Here is an 18,664-nt window from a genome sequence, read left to right on the forward strand (position 1 = left end):
CCTGGCCGCCGAGGCCGAGACCGGCTACGACGTCGCCCACCTCCACCGCCGCGGCGGACGCCGGCCCCTCGGCTCCGCCCCGGGCGAGGTGGTCCCCGTCCGCCTCGACCCCGAACTGCGCGCCGCGCTCAGCGCCCGCGCCCAAGCCGAGCACACCAACGCCAGCGATGTCATCCGCCAGGCTCTCCGCGCCTGGCTCGACGTCGCCTGACCAGACCGGGTCATATCGCGCTCAGTGCGACCTCACGGCGCATCACATCTCCCGAACCCGACCACAAACCGTCGACCCAACCACGACACCCACGATCACGGTCGCGAGACGGGCCGAAGCGTCCGACACCACTAGGAGTTCGGGACATGTGTTCGATTCGCTAGATGACATAGTGACCGGTGCGGTCACTGGGCATCCTTCCTGGTGAGAGCCCGGGTAGCGACCGGTCGGACAGTAAATTCAGGGCCAGCAACCAAGATCAAACGGTTCGGATGCTGGTACACATGGTCCACTACGCCGTGTAGTTGGCATCTGACCTGGGCAAATAGGTTTGATCGATCGATCCGGCTTGTGGGTGGAAGGCAGAACAGGCAGGTCGAAGAGATCGGACCAGCGGTTCGCGCAGAACTTAGTGGTTGTCGACGATGACGAACACTCGGTCCGCCTTCTTGTACCGGTCCTGGGCCATGATCTGGCCGAGCAGGGCCATGAACGGGGCGATGCCGCTCGTCGGCGGGGTAGTGGCGGTGATCTGTCCGGTGTGGACGTCGAGCGCGGCGAGCAGGGCGAGCGCGCCGTGGCGTTCGTACTCGTGCTCGACCCGGATGACCCGCCCCGGGGCGGGTGGAGCGGTCGGGTGGATCCGGGCGCGGGCCTGGATGGACGGCTTGGCGTCCACGGAGATCACCCGGTCGTTCGGGCCGAGCGGCTGGCCCTGGTAAAGGTCGAGGACGACGGTGGCCTTCGCGGTGAACTCCGGGTCCCGCGGGAAGATCCAGCTTTGGTAGCGCCAGGGCTTGACCGGATGCTCCGCGAGGATCCGTCGCACGCTGGAGGCCGAGATGTCCCCGGTCAGGCCGCGACGGGTCAGCTCGGCGCGCTCCAGCTCGCTGATCCGCCGCGGCCGCCCCGAGCGGGGCCGGTCGCAAAGCCCCACGCATGGAACTGGCTCGCCGACGATGACCGTCCCAACTGGGAAGCCTGGTCCGAATGGTCACCCTGGCATGAGATGCCGCCAGTTGGCTAACGCGCTACCTCCCCGAACAAGAATTCGTAGCCCCGGACGTGTGCCGCGTGACCCGTCCGGAAGGTGATCTCTTGGGCGCACCGCTGGTCGCCCCGGCCTTCTTGTTCCTCGGACGGGGTCAGGTCACCTCGTTGGAGGCGGTGTCCGAGCCGTGCGGTCGTGGCTGCCTGGAGGCGATAATGGCGAGGTGACCGTCGACCTTCGTGACAGCCGGATCGCCGAGGTGTGCCGACGCTACGGGGTCGCCGAGCTCTCCGTCTTCGGCTCGGTGGCTCGTGGCGACGACACCGACTCCTCGGACGTCGACCTGCTGTATGTGCTGGCGCCCGACTCGAAGCTTGGCTTCGAGATCGTCGATCTTCGGGACGAGCTCGAAAAGATCGTCGGTCGGCACGTCGACCTGGTACCCAAGTCCCGGCTGAAGTGGGTCATCCGCGACCGGGTACTCGCGGAGGCTCGGGTCCTCTATGCGGCGTGACGAGCTCTACCTCGTCGACATGATCGAAGCGGCGGCTGCCGCGACGACGTTCGTCCAGGACGTCGACGAGGCCGCCTTCCTGGCGAGCGACCTGATCCAGAGCGCCGTTCTGCAGAAGCTCCTGGTGATCGGCGAGGCAGCCGGTCGAGTCTCGCCCGAGATCCGCGACCGCTGGCCGGATGTGCCGTGGCGGTCCGTCACGGGCTTCCGCAACATCGCTGTTCACGCGTACTTCGAGGTCGACTGGTCAATCGTGTGGCGCATCGCCACGACCGCGCTGCGCGAGCTTCAGGAGCAACTGGCAACGCTCCTGAAGGCAGAGTTCCCGCTCGTCGCCAGTCAGCTCGATCAGCCGCACTGACCGCGGGTACATCGCCCCCGGGTGCGGACGTTCTGACCATCACCCCTCCTCGGCGCGACCGCGACCCGAGCACGGGCACATTCAGAGGCGGAAGAGGAGGGTGGACGCGACCACGGTGCCCAACGCGCACGGTCACCAGGAAGCCCGGAAGTGCCCGGAACCGCCAGGTGTTCGGAACACGTGTTCTACCCGGTAGGCGATGTTCCGGTCGGCGTGGTCACCGAGCATCGTCCCTGTTCGGGGCACGTGTGGCGACCGGCCGGACGGTGATTTCAGGGCCAGCAACCAAGATTGACCGGTTCTTATCGTGGTGCGTTAGGTCCACTAGTATCGGCGGCTGACGGGTTCTGCGCCCCGGAGGCCCGGCTACTTCCTGTGGCGCTCAGGCCGCGAGCATCGTCGAGATCAGGAAACGTGCGCGATCGAGGTACGCGGCCTGTAGCTCCAGCCGGTCCAGCTCGCGGCGCAGTGTCGCCGACAGCTGGGCACACGGCACGATCCGCGGCGTCGCGTCGATGGTGCAGGGCAGCACCTGGCGGATCGTCGCCACCGACAGTCCGGCGCCGAGCAGCACCTGGATCCGGGCCACCGTCTCCACCGCGGACTCCGGGAAATGGCGGTAGCCGTTGGCGCCGCGCTCCGCCACGAGCAGTCCGTTCTTCTCGTAATGGCGCAAGGACCGCACGCTGGCGCCGGTTTGTGTCGACAGCTCGCCGATCAACATCAGGACCAGCCTCCAGCCCTCGCTCTTGACCCTGACACTGATGGCAGACTCTACGGTGCGACGCATGGATATCGGGATCTTCACCGCGGTCACTGACGAACAGATCAGGCCTGCTCAGCTCGCCCGGGTGATCGAGGAGCGCGGCTTCGAATCACTGTTCGTCACCGAGCACACCCACATCCCCGCCCGACGGGAGACACCGCACCCCGAGCTTGGCGAGATTCCCCGCGACTACTACCGAAATCTTGATCCTTTCGTCAGTCTGACGGCCGCGGCGACCGCGACCACCCGGTTGCGCGTGGGCACCGCGGTCGCGCTCGTGGTCCAGCGGGACCCGCTCCTGTTGGCGAAGGAAGCGGCCAGCCTGGACCTGGTCAGCGAGGGCCGTTTCGAACTCGGCGTCGGCGCCGGCTGGCTGCGTGAGGAGATGCGCAACCACGGCACCGACCCGGCGACTCGAATGGCGCTGATGCGGGAGCGGCTGGCCGCGGTGAAGGCGCTTTGGACCACCGAGGAGGCGGAGNTCCACGGTCGCTTCGTCGATTTCGATCCGGTCTTCCAGTGGCCCAAGCCTGTGCAGCGACCGTATCCGCCGGTCTGGATCGGGGGATGGGGCCCGACGACCTTCCGCCGGATCATCGCCGGGCGCGACGGCTGGCTCACTCCACCCCTTCCGGTCGACCAGCTGATCCAAGGCCTGGACGAGCTGGCCGAGGAGGCGGACCGGGCCGGGGTGGCGACGCCACCGGTGACCGTTCCGCTCATGGATCCCGACGAGGCCACGCTCGAGAGGCTGCGCGCTCGTGGTGTCCGTCGCGCCCTGTTCGGGCTGCTCACCATCACCATCACCGACGCCGACGCGACGCTGCGCGCGCTGGACCAGCTGGGACCGCTGGCCAGGGCCGGAGGCAGCGTCAAGCAGCCAACTACCTGACCATGGTCGTGCTGTCCAGAGCGGACATGAACACACCGGCCAGGAGCCCGACGAGGACCACCCGGGTTGCCGTCCGGCTGAGTTCCGGCCCCTGGGTGGGCGCGGCCAGTGCTGGCATCCTTACTCTCCCTCGAAGCGCCCTGCTGCATCTGGTGACGGGCGGTGACCTCACAGAGCCTGCAACCTCCACCATGGTTGAGGTCAACGGAGCCGAGAAGTGGCGTTCGGGATGCTGTCGCAGCGGCCCCGGGCCGAGTCGCTCATCTTTCCCGTGTATCGCCCGTACAGCAGCTCGCCCCACTGTCCGGGGGCCTTGACTTCAATCATGGTTGAGGTTTTAGAGTTCCGGGCGCCTGCTGGCGAGAGCGGATCTCGCCGATCCGCGGAATAGGGGACTTTCATGCTCGATCAGCCCACCAACCTCGCGGTAGTTATTGGAAGCAACAGGGTAGGACGTTTCGCCCCGGTGGTCGCCCAGTGGTTCATCAAGCAGGTATCCGCCCACGATTCGATCGTCACGAGCGTCGTCGATCTCGATGACGTCAGGCTGCCGGAGAGGCTGGGTACCTCCAGCGGTCCAGAAGTCGCGGAGCTAGCGGACGTCACCCGGCAGCTTGCCGCGGCCGACGCCTTCGTCGTGATCACCCCCGAGTACAACCACAGTTACCCGGCCGTTCTCAAGAATGTCATCGACTGGCATTACACCGAGTGGCAGGCGAAGCCGGTGGGTTTCGTTTCCTACGGCGGCCAGGCGGGCGGCCTGCGCGCGGNGGAGCACCTGCGCCAGGNTTTCGCCGAGCTGCACGCGGTCACCATCCGCGATACGGTCAGCTTCCACGGTGCCTGGGACCGGTTCCACGCCGATGGCACGCCCAAGGATCCCGAAGGCTGCAACACCGCTGCCCAGACCCTGATCAGGCAACTCGAGTGGTGGGCGGTCGCGCTCGCGGAGGCCAGGGAGAAGCGTCCCTACACGGTGTGAACGGCGGCCCTGCGCGGGTCTGCCGGTATACCGCCGTCGACGCATCCCGACGGCGGTATACCGGTGTCCGGTCCCTTCGGACGCGCCGCCCGGGGCGGGGGAGCCTCCGCTCCGGGCGGCCGGTCCCACCACGCCATTGCGCCATCCTCGACCAGAGGTCACATCGGCCTCAAGGAGCGAGAGGGAATCTGGACCCGGTCCGGGTTGATCGCTCGAGGACAGGGGAGGACCGTGTCCCGGGAGCTGTCCGACTTCCACGACTGGTTTGAACTGCGGAGAGCCGCCAATACCTGTGTGGAATCAAGCGGTCACGGCGACGCGTGCTTCGCCAGTAAATCGTTGAAAACCTCGACCGGCTTCGCCCATCCCAGCGTCTGCCGTGGCCTGGTGGGCGGCCGCGTCGGGTTTGATGCACGGGTTGCCGCGGGATTGTCAATCTCGGGCTTGTCGGTTTCTCAGGCCGGTCAGCTGGCCCGTTCAGGAACGATTTTGCTGACGATGTGCTCAGCGATCGCCAACGACGCCGTCGCGCCGGGAGATGGCGCGTTACGGACATGCACGACCCGCCCGTTGTGGGACAGGACGAAGTCGTCGACGAGGCTACCGTCGCGGGCGACGGCCTGGGCCCGGACTCCCGCGGGGCCACGAACCACGTCGGTGGCCCGCAGCTCGGGGACATAGCGCCGGGCCTCGGCGACGAAGGCCCGCTTGCTCGCCGTGCGCAGCATCTCCTTGGCGCCGGTCTTCCAGTGGGTCTTCGCCATCTTGTGGAACCCCGGCCAGGCGAGCGTCCGTCGCAGGTCAGCGCCCTGGACGGTGCCGACCGTGTACCCCTCTCGGGCAGTGGCCAGCACCGCGTTCGGCCCGACCAGGATCTCCCCGTCGATGCGCTTGGTGAGATGGATACCGAGGAAGGGATATCGCGGATCCGGAACCGGATAGATCAGCCCATGGACGAGGCCACGCCGCTCGGGGCGCAGCAGCCAGTAGTCGCCCCGGAAGGGAACGATCTGCGGGGAGGCGTCCTCGCCGGTCAGTGTCGCCACCAGATCCGACTGCAGCCCGGCACAGGAGATCAGCAGGTCGAACGGCCCGACGCTTTCGGAGACGACGGCGACCCGGCCACCGTTGCGGGACGCCATCTCGTGATTGCCGTTGGGCCGCGCGCGCGCGGTTCCGGCGACCGTGAGGCGAAGGTGGACGCCGGCTGGACGATCCTCCACCCCGATCACTTCGGCTCCGGTGCGCACGGCCCCGCCAGCGGCGACGATCTCGGTACGCAGGGCCCGCGCGACCCCGGGATAGTCGACGATGGCGGTGGTGGGTGAGTGCAGGGCGGCGACCCCGCGGGCGTGGGGTTCGACGGACCGCAGCTCGTCGGCGTCGAGCATCCGGGTCCGCGGTACGCCGTTCGCCGTCGCCCGCTTCTCGATCTCGGCCAACCGTTCGAGCTCGCTGTTGTCGACGGCGACCACGATCTTGCCGCACTCGTCGTACCGGATGCGGTGCGTGGCGCAGAACTCCCGCAGCAGCCCGACCCCACGGCGGCACAGGGTCGCTTTGAGCGAACCTGGGACGTAGTAGAGACCGGCGTGGACGACGCCGCTGTTGCGGCCGGTCTGATGCCGGGCGATGTCCTGTTCCTTCTCGAACACCGTCACGGCCGANCCCGNTTCGNCCTNCCCGAGCCGANGGGCGNCCGCCAGCCCGAGAATTCCACCGCCGATCACCGCGATGCGACCTACCACGCCCGTCCCCTGTCCGTCCGTCGAAAACGTGAATCCCGATCACGCCGATCGTACGAATCCAGTATCGGCGTGCACGGTATGTTACGAGCCGGTAGTCAGTCGGGTGTCCCGCGGGCTCAGCCGAAGAAGTGGCCGGGCGGGTGGGCCCGGTCGGTGCGCGAGCGCGGTGTGCCGCGCAGCGCGTCGGTGAGCGTCCGCGCGGTGTTGACCAGGGGGACGTGGCTGAACGCCTGCGGGAAGTTGCCCGTCATCCGGCCCAGCCTGGGGTCGTACTCCTCCGCGAGGAGCCCGACGTCGTTACGCAACGACAGCAGGCGTTCGAACAGTTCCTGAGCCTCGTGGACCCGCCCGGACAGGGCGTAGTTGTCGGCCAACCAGAAGGTGCAGGCCAGGAAGGCGCCCTCGCCCGCGGGCAGTCCGTCGACCGCGCCGTCCTCGGCCGTCGGATACCGCAGGACGAACCCGTCCTCCATCAGCTCCCGCTCGATGGCGGCGACTGTTCCCACGGCGCGGGGGTCGGTGGCGGGCAGGAACCCCACCAGCGGCATGTACAGCAGCGCCGCGTCGAGTTCCTTGGAGCCGTAGAACTGGGTGAAGGTGTTGCGTTCGGAGTCGAACCCACGGGTACAGACCTCCGCGTGGATCTCGTCCCGCAGCGCCGACCAGCGGTCGACAGGGCCCGGTAGCCGGGACTCAACGATCCCGCGTACCGCCCGGTCGGCCGCGACCCAGGCCATCACCTTCGAGTGGACGAAGTGGCGGCGGGGGCCGCGCACCTCCCAGATGCCCTCGTCGGTCTTCCGCCAGCCGGTCTCGAGGAAGTCCATCAGCTTGGTCTGCAGCGGCCAGGAGTCGTCCGCATGGCTCTCGGTGATGGTCTGCCCGCCGGGGAGCGCCAGCCCAGGCACGGTCTGGCGACGGTTGGCGACCGCGACCCGCGCGACATGCAGGGCGTCGAGGACCTCGCCGTAGACGTCGAGCTGGAACTGGTCGACGGCGGCGTTGCCGACCCGCNCCGGGGCGGAGTTCTCGTACCCCGGTAGCCACGGGATCTCGTATTCGGGCAGCCGGCGTTCCCCGGCAACGCCGTACATGATCTGTACCCGGGAGGGGTCACCGGCGACCGCGCGCAGCAGCCACTCCCGCCATGCGGTCGCCTCGCTGGTGAACCCGGCGTCGAGCAGGGCGAGCAGCGTGATCGTCGCGTCCCGAAGCCAGCAGTACCGGTAGTCCCAGTTGCGCACGCCGCCGATGTGCTCCGGCAACGAGGTCGTGACGGCGGCGACGATCCCTCCGGTCGGGGCGTAGGTGAGCGCCTTGAGGGTGATCAGCGACCGGCGGACGGCCGGCTGCCACTGGCCGTCGTAGGTGCAGCCCGCCATCCAGTCCGACCACCACGCCTCGGTGAGGGTGATCATGCGCCGGACGTCGTGGGACGGCGGGGGAGTCTGATGGGAGGGGGTCCAGGTCAATGAGAACGGTACCGACTGGCCGGCGGCGACGTGGAAGTCGGCGTAGGTGGCCATGTCGTGCCCCTCCATCGGGGCGGTCGTCCGCAGGGTGACCGCATCCGGCCCGGCCACCGCCGACATGGTGTGCTCGTCCACCCGGCGGACCCACGGCACGATGGAGCCGTAGTCGAAGCGAAACCGGGTCTCCGATCGCAGGTGGACCGCGCCTTCGAGGCATTCGACCAGGCGGAGCACGGTGTGCGTGCCTGCGCGGGGAAACATCGCGTCGACGATGCGCACGGTGCCGGACGCGGTCGTCATGTCCGTCTCCAGGACCAGCGTGTCGCCCCGGTAGCGCCGGCTGACGCCCAGGACCGGCTCGACGGGAGCGATCTTCCAGTGGCCCGCCTCGGAGTCGCCGAGCAGGGCGGCGAAGCACGACGGCGAGTCGAATCGGGGCAGGCACAGCCAGTCGATCGACCCGGTGCGCGACACGAGCGCCGCGGAGTGGGTGTCGCCGATCAGCGCGTAGTCCTCGATCAGGGATGGCACGACCTGTTCCTCGCTCCCATGGTCCACTGGTTGTGATCATCGCTGGATCGATGATCGTCGAATAATTGATGATCATCGAGGTCGATGTCATCGGGGTCGCCCGCCGTTGGGCGCGATCGCGGGCACAGCGCCGCCGGTCGACGGTGAACCGGTACGAGCACGCCGCGCAGCGGCGGGCCGGCGGTCACCCGTGGCGGAGGTCGCTAAGCCTCATGAGGGCGTTTACCTTACGGACCCGCTCGGCGGACTACGTTGGGGGTCCGGTCATGGCGGTGCTCCAGCCGTCGTCCGGACCAGATTTCCTTCCCCGATGTGACAGGACTCACCACGTGGCCCCACCGTCGTCACCTGCTGCCGCCCGTGCCGCTCGCTACCTGGCCGACCCTCGGCGCCGGACGATGGTCGTCGTGGCGGTACTCGCCACCATCGGCCTGATCGTTTTNGGGATCTACGCGACGTTGGACGGGCCGCCGCCGCAACAGGAGGCCGTCGTGTACTTCGCCCCGGGAGCCACCGAGGCGCAGAAGGACGCGGTGCGCGCCGCGTGCCCCTCGGTGGGCAGGGCCATCCAGCTGCCGAAGGACCGCAACCAGCTGGCCACCAGCCGGATCTATCCGCTGCGGTACGACGTCGCGAAGGCGTCGACCGCCGACCGCGCGGCCCTGTACAAGTGTGTGTACGCCCAGCCGCACGTACTCGGAATCAATCAGGTCACCCAGGGCCAGTAGATTTTCGCCCATCAGGATCGACTCTTCTCCAGCTCCCGCCGGGCGAGGAGTTCGGCGGGCGTGGGCCGGCCGGCATCGCGGGCCTCCTTCGTCTGCCAGAGACTCACGATCATGGTGGTCAGGATGACGAGCCCACTGAGGATCAGGCTTCCGCCGGACCACCCGGAGGACGCGGGAAGGGTGTCGACCACGATCCACGCGATTCCCGCAGCGATCATCCCCAGCGCGAACAGAATCGTGAACGCCGACGAGAACCGGTTCGCGGCCGCCTGATCGGCGAGGTCGGCGGCCTTGCGTCGGGCCTGCTCGAAACGGCTGCGCGCCCACTCGTACTCCAGACTCAGGATGAAGAACCCGAGCGCCACGACGAGGAATCCCGGACCCGGCAGCGCCAACATCGCGATCCCGAGGCCGAGGACGCCGAGACCCAGTACGGTCAGGGCGATCCGGCGGAACAGGCGGGCGCTTCGGGTCAGCACGTCGGGTAACCCTCCTGAGTGGATCGTGGGCGGGGCGAGGAGAGGGTGCTCTACTGCGACGCTGCTCTACTGCGGCATTGTCCTACTGCGACGTTCTTCCGTCATAACGCGTCACGCAAGAACATCGTGGCGGGGATCTCCTCGACCTCCTCGACCGATACGTGTCGTGATGCCGACACGCCGACGGAGCGCGCGGATCCGCGGATCCCCGCGCTCCGTGGGGTAGGGGCCGGGCGGGCACACCGTCCAGGCGCGGTCGCGGATGGTTGACTACTGTGTGATGGGGCTGGTCATCTGGGCCTTCGTGGGAAGGCAGGCCATCGGAGCGCCGGAGAGGTTGCTGTGGAGATCGAGGAGACCGCGCTGCCTGGCATCGGGCTGCGGCATGACTTCGCGACGCGCAGCGGCCGCCGGCTCGGAGTCGTGTCCCATCATCACGGGCGCCGGGACCTCGTGATCTATGACGCGGACGACCCGGACGCCTCGCGTGAGTCCATCGCGCTGACGCCGGAGGAGGGCGACGTGCTCTCCGAGCTGCTCGGTGCCCCGCGCATCGTCGAGAAGCTCGCCGACCTCAACCGTGCCTTCGCCGGGCTCGTCGGTGAGCAGATCGTGATCCTGCCCGGCTCGCCCTACGTGGGCCGCGAGCTCGGGGACACCCAGGCCCGTACCCGCACCGGCGCCTCCATCGTCGCGGTCGTCCGCGACCAGCAGGTGCTCGCATCCCCGCGGCCGGACTTCCGATTCGAGGCCGGAGACGTCGTCGTTGTCGTCGGTACGCCGGAGAACACCGCATCCGTCGGTATGTTGCTCCGCAACGGCTGACGCGGGCAGGGAGGGCAGTCGGGACCGCGTGCACTCCACCGCGACGACCTTCCTCGAGCTCGGCGGGATTCTGTTTTNCCTAGGAGTCCTCGGGCATCTCGCGCTGCGCATCAGTGTCTCACCGATTCCCCTGTACCTGGTGGGTGGGCTGGCGTTCGGCCGGGGTGGCCTGCTGCCGCTCGGTGCCAGCGAGGAGTTCATCGGGGTCGGCGCGGAGATCGGGGTCGTCCTCCTGCTGCTTACCCTCGGTCTGGAGTACACCGCCGACGAGCTGCTGTCCGGGCTGCGCAGACAGGCGCCGGCCGGGGTGCTCGACCTGGCGCTCAACGCCACCCCCGGGGTCGTCGCCGCGTTCCTCCTCGGCTGGGGCCCGACGGCGGCGGTCGTTCTGGGTGGGGTGACGGCCATCTCCTCCTCGGGGATCATCGCGAAGGTGCTGGGGGACCTCGGGCGGCTCGGTAACCGGGAGACGCCAGTTGTTCTGTCCGTCCTCGTGCTCGAGGACCTCGCCATGGCGGTGTACCTGCCGGTTCTCACCGCGTTGCTGGCCCATCACACGTTCGTGCGCGGATCGCTGACCGTGGCGATCGCGCTCGGAGTCCTGGTGGCGGTGCTCTACATCGCGCTGCGGCACAGCGAGAAGGTCACCCGGCTGGTCTTCAACCCGAAGGCCCACCGCAACGACGAGATCCTGCTGCTCCGGGCCCTGGGGCTGGCCCTGTTCGTCGCCGGGGTCGCCCAGCGTATGCAGGTGTCGGCCGCGGTGGGTGCGTTCCTCGTCGGCATCGCCCTGTCCGGACCAGTCGCCGAGGGTGCAGAGGAGGTCCTGCGGCCGCTGCGCGATCTGTTCGCGGCGGTCTTCTTCGTCTTCTTCGGCATGCAGACCGATCCCGCTGAGATCCCTCCGGCGCTGCTCACCGGGTCCCTGCTCGCGATCGCCGGAGTCGCGACAAAGGTCATGACGGGATGGTGGGCCGCCCGCTCGGCGGGAATCGGGACCATGGGCCGGTTCCGGGCCGGGGCCGCCCTCGTCGCACGCGGCGAGTTCTCGATCGTCATCGCGGGCCTCGCGGTGGCGGCCGGCCTCGAACCCCGGCTGGGCCCGCTTGCCGCCTGTTACGTGCTGCTGATGGCCGTCCTCGGCCCGCTGGCGGCCCGGTTCGTCGAACCGGTGATCCGCACGGCTCGGCGGCTGCAGGCCGCCCGGTCGCCCTAGCGCCGAGCGGGCGGGTGGTGGGCGGGCAACGGTGGACGGGCTGCGGGCGACGGCATCCGCCGCTGACGGCGGGGACGACTTCCCGGCAGCGGTGTCGCTACCGGGACGGCGATGTTTGGGAGTATGCAGCCCATGAGCGGACTTCTCGAAGGTAAGCGCGTTCTCGTCACCGGTGTTCTCACGGAAGCCTCGATCGCATTCAGCGTCGCCCGCATCGCCCAGGAGCAGGGTGCGGCGGTGGTCCTCAGCGGATTCGGGNGGGGGNTGTCGCTGACCCGCCGCATCGCCAAGAGACTGCCCACCCTGGCGCCCGTCGTCGAGCTGGACGTCACCGACGAAGAGCATCTCGCGGGGCTGGCCGGACAGGTGCTCGAACATGTTGACGGCCTGGACGGCGTGCTGCACGCGATCGGGTTCGCGCCCGAATCGGTGCTCGGTGGGAAGCCGTTCGTCGAGGCGGCCTGGTCCGAGGTCGGCACCGCCCTGCAGATCTCCACCTGGTCGCTGGCGTCGCTCACCCGGGCCGCCCTGCCGTTGTTCGCCGAGAAGGCGTCGATCGTCGGCCTGGACTTCGACGCGTCCGTCGCCTGGCCGTCGTACGACTGGATGGGCGTGGCGAAGGCCGGCCTCGCCTCCGCCACCCGCTACCTCGCCCGTGATCTGGGACCCCGGGGCGTGCGGGTGAACCTCGTCGCGGCCGGCCCGCTGCGGACCATGGCGGCCAAGAGCATCCCGGGCTTCAGCCAGTTCGAGGAGGTCTGGGACGGCCGGGCGCCGCTCGGCTGGAGCGTCCACGACACCACGCCGGCCGCCCAGGCCTGCGTGGCGCTGCTCTCGGACTGGTTCCCGGCCACCACCGGCGAGANCGTCCACGTCGACGGCGGCGTGCACGCCGTCGGGATCTGAGCACGGCGGGCCGTCGGGGTCCGGGCGCGGCCGGGGTCCCGGGATCCGGGTACGGTGGGGTCCCTGGCCCGGATCAGCCTGCCGTCTCGTCCAGCAGGTCCAGGGCCGTTCCGACGATCGTGTCCAGCTCCACCGGTGGGCGGCGACGGTGGTCCCGCGACGAGGCCGTGTCCCGCCGGGCAAGGCTGCCGCTACCGGCGTGGCCGCCGGCGCCGGAGGCCGATGAGCCCGGGTCGGTGTCCCCCGGTGGCCCTCCCGGTGGCCCTCCCGGCGGCCCGGAGGCCTCCGGCAGCGGCGCGCTCGAACCGAGGGCGGAGATGGGATCTCCGTGGACGCCGGCGAGGAAACTCAGGGCACGGGGGTCCCCGTCGACCACCGTCACGATCGGGGTGCGCCGGTCCGCGGGGAACACCTCGGTGAGCAGGGCGTCGGAACCCTCGGCCAACCCGCGCCGGGCCTGCAGCGCGTGGAACATCGCGTTCGGGGAGGTCACGCACACGGCCGTGATCTCCCGGCCGAGGCCGGCGCGTAGCTCCGCTGCGGCGTGCAGCACCTCCGGCATGACCGCACCCACCCCGACGAGGGTGAGCGCGGCGTCGGGACCGCCCTCGTGGAGCCGGTACCCCCCGGCGAGGACCAGGGCCCGGCGTCGGTGCCGTTCCAGCGCGTCCACGGGGACCTCGGCGAGGCGCTGATCGACCTGGCGGGCGGAGAGCCGGATCACACAGGAGGTGCCGTCGAGGCGGGCCAGCCCGCCGAGGCCGGCCAGCAGGCACCAGGCGAGATCGTGCGCGAAGGCCGGTTCCCAGGTCGCGGCCACCGGGGCGGGGACGACGTTGCCACCGTTCCAGGCCAGGTTGCGGACGACCGGGTCGAGACCGGTGTCCGCCACGGCGAGCATCGATCGGGCGTCCGCGGTGGCGCCGGCCATCCAGCCGGGCAGTACCCGTCCGGCCGCCACCTCGTCGGCGACTCCGATGGGCAGCAGCGGCAGACCCTGGCGGCTCCAGGCCACTCCCAGCGAGGCCAGCACCCCGCCGAAGGCCGTGGCCGACAGGCCTCCGGCCACGTGCCGGCCCGGTTGTTCCCCATCGGTCCGGTCCGCCGCGGCCAGCCAGCCGGCGAGGACGGGGTCGGCGTTGCGCGTACTGATGGTCAGCACCGCGGTGGCTGCCTGGGGCGCGAGCCGGGGTAGGTCCCGCAACATCCCGCCGAATGCCTCCTGGGTGGAGATCCACGCCGGGAAGCGGTGGTCGGAGTCGGTCGGCACGGGTGGTGCCGCGCCGAGCGGCACCGGCACCCGGTCCAGGTAACCGGCGACGTGCCGGGCGAGGCGGTGGGCCGCGGCGTCGTCTCCCGGCCGGAGGACCGGGCGGGTGCCACCGCCGGCGGCCGGCGGCGTGCCCGGTCCGGCGGACGGGGCCGCGGACGCGTGGTCGGCGGTCTGTTCGCCGTGGGTCTGTTCGTCGTGGGAGCGCTCCTCCCGGGCGAGCTCGTCGCTGGTGTAGGCGAACAGGACCGTGGGCCGGTCCGCCGCGACTTCGTCGAAGGCGTCGATCAGCAGGGGAAGGTCGTGGCCACCGAGATCGCGCAGGCAGGCATGGATCTCGTCATCGGTGAGGGTGTCCAGCAGGCGGCTGATGCCGGCGCCGGACGCACCGGGACCGGCGAGCCGGCGGCGCAGGTCGGCTCCGTGGGCCTGCAGCAGCGCGCGGTACTCGCCCATCGGGAGCTGGTCGAGGCGGTTGCGAAGCGCGTGACCGCCGGGAGCCCGGAAGAGCGCTTCGAGGACGCGTCCGTATCGGACGGTGAGCACCTGCCAACCGGCGGCTTCGAACATGCGCGCCGCGCGGGCGGGCTTGCCGATGCCGCCGACCGGTCCGGTCGGCGCGGAGCCGGACACCGTCACCACCCAGAACAGCTCGCCGAGATGAGCGACCCGCTCATCGGTGATCGTTTCCCAGACGGTCGGGTCGTGCAGCTCGGAGTAGTCGATCAGACAGATCTGCCGACCCCGGGGAGTCCGGTCGAAGCGTTCCCCGGCATAACGGCGTGCCAACGCCGCCCAGACCGTCCCGCTCGGTCCGATGTTGCCGGCGCCGAGGGCACGCAACGGCCGACCATCGGGCCCGGAACGGACCCCGTTCGGACGGATCTCACCCGGCCGGACGTGGGGGAGCCGGTAGACGGCGGGGACGGGCGATGCGGCCGTGGTCTTCTCGGCTGCCGTCTTCTCGGCCGTCGGCCTGGCGTGCGCCAGGACGTGATGAACGGCATGGATCAGCGGGGCGGCGCGTGGAGTCACACTGACGCGGTCCTCGGCGCGCAGGGCGTCGAACCACAGCACCGTGGCGATGCTCGACACCGAGGCCACGGCCGCCCGTTCCGACTCGGCGGCGACCGCGGGCCGCTGCCCGGCGCGTTCGTCCCCGTCGATGATCCGGGCCGCGACGCTCCGCAGCCGCCGTTCCACGGCGGCCAGCGCGGCGAGGTCGAGTACGCCACCGGGCGGCCCCGGCATGGCCGGGTCTGGGGGCCCCGGGATGGCCCGGGCCGCGGTCGGCGAGGTCTGGGTTCCCACGACGTCGTCTCCGTTCGTCGGTCCGGTCGGGGGGCTGGCGTCTCCCGGCGGACCGCCGCCCTCGGCCCGGTCGTCGTGGGTGACCCGACCGTCGGTCCCCGGCACGGGCGGATCCACGGACCGGGCCGGGACCGGCCCCGCGGCGTCGTCTGGTGTAATGATCATATCCCCCCGGCCGGAGCGCGTGTGCGCCGCCTCCACCGGTCTGACATCGGGCCTGCGCATGACCGGCCTACGTCCCACGACTCCGACCTCCCAAAGTCCGGACGCGCGGTGGTGCGGTGCCGGTCGGAGGTTGCGCCGCCGGCCGGATCGGCGGCGCCCGTCGCCGTCACATGGTGTGTCCGCGTCGGTATCCCACCTTCACCACGGTGGCCGTACCATTTCAGCATCCGCGTTCCATCGCGGTGGCGTTGGCCGTCGTGCGTCAGCCCGGTGATGCCGGAACCGCCCTGCCAGGACTGCCGCGGCGGGACTTGCCGCCCCGGCGGTCAGCCGTCCCGGCCGAGCTCGTCGATCCGGATCCGGAGCGCGGGCTCGTCGACCGCTGCCACCTCGACCTCGACGGCCTTGACCCGGCCGGTCGCGCCGCGGACCAGCCGGACATCTCCCCGGCGCACCCGCAGCGCCGCGCACAGGGCCCGCAGGGCGGCTTCGGTGGCCCGGCCGTCGACGGCAGGCTCGGTGACCCGGACGATCAGCAGCGGGCCGTGCAGCGGGTCCTCGCGCCGGCCGCCCACCGCGGTCCGCCCGGCGCCCGGCTGAACTCGGATCATCAGACGCATGTGCGCATCGTCCCCCCGGATCGTCCCGCCCGTGCGATCGGTCCGCGTGACCGGTTCGGGGCGACACCAGGGAGGACCGCGAGGGTGGCCGAGCCGATGCCGGCCGGCGGTTGAGGCCTCATCGTCGGCGGACACCGGGATTCGACGCGGTGGCCGCTACCATCCGACCCATGGGCGCAAATGAGGGTCGTGTCGCACTGGTAACAGGTGGTAATCGGGGGATCGGCGCCGCCTGCGCCGCCGCCCTGACGGCCGCGGGTGAGCGGGTCGCGGTCGCCAGCCGCGGGGGCACCGCCCCCGCGGGGATGCTGGGCGTCCGTCTGGATGTCGCCAACAGTGAGAGCGTCGACAAGGCGTTCACGGAGATCGAAGCCGAGCTCGGGCCGGTGGAGATCGTGGTGTCCAACGCCGGGATCGTGCGGGACACCCTGCTGGCGACGATGAGCGAGGACGCGTTCCAGGAGGTCGTGGACACGAACCTGCTCGGTGCCTACCGGGTGGCCAAGCGTGCCTCCCGGCCGATGATGCGGCTGCGTCGTGGTCGGCTCATCTTCATCTCCTCCGTCGTCGCCTCCGTCGGCGGCCCCGGCCAGTCCAACTACGCGGCGTCCAAGGCCGGCCTGATCGGCTTCGCCCGTTCCCTCGCCCGCGAGCTGGCTCCGCGCAACATCACCTCGAACGTGGTCGCTCCGGGGCCGATCCGGACCGACATGACCGACGCGCTGACCGAGGCGCAGCGGGAGCAGCTCACCGCCGGCGTCCCCGGTGGCCGCATGGGTGAGGCCGAGGACGTCGCAGCCCTCGTCGCCTTCCTCGCCTCCCCGCAGGCCGGTTACATCAACGGTGCGCTGATCCCCGTGGACGGCGGGCTGAGCATGGGGCACTGAGCTGGGCACGGGGCACTGAGCTGGGCACGGGGCACTGAGCTGGGCACGGGGCACCGATCCGGCGGCGCCGTGACCGAGCATGATCGGCGGTGCGGCTTAGGGGACCGTCGTGGCGGCGTGGTGGTGGGTGGGGCTGGTGTGGATGGTAGCGGCGGACAGGCGGCGGATGCGGCGCAGCAGGTGGGCTTCGGCGGCGTGGGCGAGGTCGTGAGCGGCGGTCAGGGTCAGGTTCGCATCGACGGTGACGTCGGCTTCGGCGCGCAGGGTGTGGCCGATCCAGCGCAGCCGCAGTTCGCGGACGGCCTCGATGCCCTCGGTGTGCAGGAGCGCCCTGGTGGCTTCGGCGACCACGGCGGGGTCGACGGCGTCCATGAGCCGGGCCCCGACGACGCGAGCGGCGGAGCGCAGGACTCCGAGGATCGCCAGGGTGATCGCCAGGCCGATGGCGGGGTCGGCCCAGTGCCAGCCCACCGCGACACCGGCCGCGCCGAGGAGCACCGCGAGGCTGGTGAGACTGTCGGTGCGGGCGTGTAGGCCGTCGGCGACGAGGGCNGCGGAGCCGATCTGATGGCCGATCCTGATGCGGTAGCGGGCGACGATCTCGTTGCCGAGGAAGCCGACGAGCCCGGCCACGGCGACCGCTCCCAGATGGCCGACGCGCTGGGGGTGCAGGAGGCGGTCGATCGCGGCCCAGGCGGTGAGCGCACTCGACAGGGCGATCATCGCGAGGACGGCGAGGCCGGCGAGGTCCTCGGCGCGGCCGTAGCCGTAGGTAAACCGGGCGGTGGCCGGGCGGCGTGCCACGGTGAAGGCGATGAGCAGGGGGACCGCGGTGAGCGCGTCGGCGACGTTGTGCAGGGTGTCGCCGAGGAGCGCGACCGATCCGGACAGTGCCACGACGGCGGCTTGCGGGGCGGCGGTCAGCCCGAGACCGGCCAGGCTGATCAGGAGGGCGCGGCGGCCGGCGGTGTCGGCTTCCAACGCGTCGTCGATCTGGTCCGCCGGGTCGTGGCTGTGCCCTCCGGCCAGGTCTGACAGGCCGTGACGAAGCCGCGTCCACCGCCCGCTCGCGTGGTGGTCATGCCGTCCGCCGCGCGGGTGCCCGCCGTGCCCGTGCCCTTGGGCGGGGAGCTCATGCTCGTGGCCGCTGTTCATGTTCCGCGACGATAGACGAAAACGATCAATGCGGCATGGTGGCAGCTGCCATTCCATTGCACCTGCGTCCCGGTGCGTACCGCGGGCCGCTGGCGCCGGTTCGGTTGCTCGTCTGTGCTTAGCCCTTAGAGCAATACCCGACGTGAGACACGCGCCTATTCGACGAGGTGGATGGTGCAGTAGCGGGTGGCGGTGCGGGCGAGTCGGGCGTCGGCGTAGACGAGGGCGTTGGCGAGCACGGAAGCGTCCACTACGACCATCACGTCCCGTCATGGTTCCCGCTCAGGCGGAGCCCGGCAGCGGGCCGCCCCGCGAGGAGGTGAGTCCGTCGCGCCGCCGTGACCTACTCGGCNCCGGCATCCTTCTTNCCGCCAGCACCGCCACGACTGGCGCCACCAGCCGCGCCGCGCAGATCTCCCGCGCCATCGCCGCGTCCACCCCGGACCCCCTCAGTGTCGCCCAGCTCCACCAGGGCATCCAACGCCTCACCCGGATCTACTCCACGACACCGCACGCGGATCTACTCGGACCCGTCGAACAGGCGTGGGACGATGCGGAAGCCCGGTTGGAAACCAGAGTCACCGGCACCGACCGTCGCGACCTCGAACTCCTCGCCGGCCAATACGCCTTCTAC

General features: G+C 70.4%; 19 protein-coding genes and 1 pseudogene. 11 read left to right on the plus strand and 9 right to left on the minus strand.

Features of this window, described 5'->3' with window-relative positions; genetic code table 11:
• Position 1 precedes the first annotated feature (1 nt).
• Positions 2-211, plus strand: coding sequence for a ribbon-helix-helix domain-containing protein (locus tag CED_RS19190; protein WP_063613456.1), 210 nt, complete (start codon positions 2-4; stop codon positions 209-211).
• Between the two features lie 409 nt (positions 212-620).
• On the opposite strand, the gene CED_RS19195 is transcribed toward CED_RS19190, so the two are convergent.
• Positions 621-1,148, minus strand: coding sequence for a transposase (locus CED_RS19195; RefSeq protein WP_023840382.1), 528 nt, complete (start codon positions 1,146-1,148; stop codon positions 621-623).
• Positions 1,149-1,425: 277 nt separating this feature from the next.
• On the opposite strand from CED_RS19195, the gene CED_RS19200 reads away from it, so the two are divergent.
• Both CED_RS19200 and CED_RS19205 read left to right on the plus strand, forming a co-directional pair.
• A complete protein-coding gene (locus CED_RS19200; RefSeq protein ID WP_035912985.1) occupies positions 1,426-1,716 on the plus strand; it encodes a nucleotidyltransferase family protein in 291 nt (96 codons plus the stop codon).
• The gene (locus CED_RS19205) at positions 1,706-2,077 is read left to right on the plus strand and encodes a DUF86 domain-containing protein (RefSeq protein WP_011436320.1); all 372 of its coding nucleotides are present in this window, start codon (positions 1,706-1,708) and stop codon (positions 2,075-2,077) included. The genes CED_RS19200 and CED_RS19205 overlap by 11 nt, the downstream gene beginning before the upstream one ends.
• A 382-nt stretch (positions 2,078-2,459) precedes the next feature.
• Here the strand turns inward: CED_RS19205 and CED_RS19210 are convergent, their stop codons facing one another.
• On the minus strand, positions 2,460-2,801 hold the full coding sequence (locus CED_RS19210; RefSeq protein ID WP_011436321.1) for a MerR family transcriptional regulator: 342 nt from the start codon (positions 2,799-2,801) through the stop codon (positions 2,460-2,462).
• A gap of 64 nt (positions 2,802-2,865) precedes the next feature.
• Here CED_RS19210 and CED_RS19215 point away from each other — a divergent pair, with 64 nt between their 5' ends.
• Entirely contained in the window at positions 2,866-3,735 is an 870-nt protein-coding gene (locus tag CED_RS19215; RefSeq protein ID WP_035912988.1) for an LLM class F420-dependent oxidoreductase, read from the plus strand.
• Here the strand turns inward: CED_RS19215 and CED_RS25825 are convergent.
• Entirely contained in the window at positions 3,728-3,853 is a 126-nt protein-coding gene (locus CED_RS25825; RefSeq protein WP_023840384.1) for a hypothetical protein, read from the minus strand. The genes CED_RS19215 and CED_RS25825 overlap by 8 nt on opposite strands.
• Positions 3,854-4,135: 282 nt before the next feature.
• Here CED_RS25825 and CED_RS19220 point away from each other — a divergent pair, with 282 nt between their 5' ends.
• Positions 4,136-4,717, plus strand: coding sequence for an NADPH-dependent FMN reductase (locus tag CED_RS19220; protein ID WP_035912990.1), 582 nt, complete (start codon positions 4,136-4,138; stop codon positions 4,715-4,717).
• 464 nt (positions 4,718-5,181) lie between these two features.
• Here the strand turns inward: CED_RS19220 and CED_RS19225 are convergent, their stop codons facing one another.
• Positions 5,182-6,465 (minus strand): L-2-hydroxyglutarate oxidase, encoded by a 1,284-nt coding sequence (locus CED_RS19225; protein WP_035912993.1) that lies wholly within the window; start codon positions 6,463-6,465, stop codon positions 5,182-5,184.
• A 116-nt stretch (positions 6,466-6,581) separates the two neighbouring features.
• Positions 6,582-8,468, minus strand: coding sequence for a glycoside hydrolase family 15 protein (locus CED_RS19230; protein ID WP_035913007.1), 1,887 nt, complete (start codon positions 8,466-8,468; stop codon positions 6,582-6,584).
• Positions 8,469-8,797: 329 nt separating this feature from the next.
• Here CED_RS19230 and CED_RS19235 point away from each other — a divergent pair, with 329 nt between their 5' ends.
• Positions 8,798-9,196, plus strand: a complete 399-nt coding sequence (locus tag CED_RS19235; protein ID WP_035913008.1) for a hypothetical protein — start codon at positions 8,798-8,800, stop codon at positions 9,194-9,196.
• Between the two features lie 11 nt (positions 9,197-9,207).
• Here CED_RS19235 and CED_RS19240 read toward each other — a convergent pair whose 3' ends face one another.
• Positions 9,208-9,675 carry a PGPGW domain-containing protein gene (locus CED_RS19240; protein WP_011436327.1) on the minus strand — a complete coding sequence of 156 codons (468 nt, stop codon included), beginning with the start codon at positions 9,673-9,675 and terminating at the stop codon, positions 9,208-9,210.
• A gap of 342 nt (positions 9,676-10,017) precedes the next feature.
• On the opposite strand from CED_RS19240, the gene CED_RS19245 reads away from it, so the two are divergent.
• From CED_RS19245 to fabI, 3 genes are all read left to right on the plus strand, one after another.
• Positions 10,018-10,500, plus strand: a complete 483-nt coding sequence (locus CED_RS19245) for a cation:proton antiporter regulatory subunit (protein WP_011436328.1) — start codon at positions 10,018-10,020, stop codon at positions 10,498-10,500.
• 28 nt (positions 10,501-10,528) lie between these two features.
• The gene (locus CED_RS19250; protein ID WP_035912995.1) at positions 10,529-11,716 is read left to right on the plus strand and encodes a cation:proton antiporter; all 1,188 of its coding nucleotides are present in this window, start codon (positions 10,529-10,531) and stop codon (positions 11,714-11,716) included.
• 132 nt (positions 11,717-11,848) lie between these two features.
• On the plus strand, positions 11,849-12,622 hold the full coding sequence (gene fabI, locus CED_RS19255) for an enoyl-ACP reductase FabI (RefSeq protein WP_035912999.1): 774 nt from the start codon (positions 11,849-11,851) through the stop codon (positions 12,620-12,622).
• 73 nt (positions 12,623-12,695) lie between these two features.
• On the opposite strand, the gene CED_RS19260 is transcribed toward fabI, so the two are convergent.
• Positions 12,696-15,308, minus strand: a complete 2,613-nt coding sequence (locus CED_RS19260) for a pyruvate dehydrogenase (protein WP_369807861.1) — start codon at positions 15,306-15,308, stop codon at positions 12,696-12,698.
• Between the two features lie 386 nt (positions 15,309-15,694).
• On the minus strand, positions 15,695-15,988 hold the full coding sequence (locus CED_RS19265; protein ID WP_011436332.1) for a DUF167 domain-containing protein: 294 nt from the start codon (positions 15,986-15,988) through the stop codon (positions 15,695-15,697).
• A 170-nt stretch (positions 15,989-16,158) separates the two neighbouring features.
• On the opposite strand from CED_RS19265, the gene fabG reads away from it, so the two are divergent.
• On the plus strand, positions 16,159-16,875 hold the full coding sequence (fabG, locus tag CED_RS19270) for a 3-oxoacyl-ACP reductase FabG (RefSeq protein WP_035734332.1): 717 nt from the start codon (positions 16,159-16,161) through the stop codon (positions 16,873-16,875).
• A gap of 96 nt (positions 16,876-16,971) precedes the next feature.
• Here the strand turns inward: fabG and CED_RS19275 are convergent, their stop codons facing one another.
• Complete coding sequence (locus CED_RS19275; RefSeq protein ID WP_035913003.1) at positions 16,972-18,030, minus strand: cation diffusion facilitator family transporter; 1,059 nt, start codon at positions 18,028-18,030, stop codon at positions 16,972-16,974.
• Positions 18,031-18,349: 319 nt separating this feature from the next.
• Between CED_RS19275 and CED_RS19280 the strand changes: the two are divergent.
• Positions 18,350-18,664: pseudogene (locus CED_RS19280) on the plus strand (hypothetical protein); the annotation flags it as partial.

This window comes from Frankia sp. CeD (assembly GCF_000732115.1).
GTDB classification, from domain to species: Bacteria; Actinomycetota; Actinomycetes; order Frankiales; family Frankiaceae; genus Frankia; species Frankia casuarinae.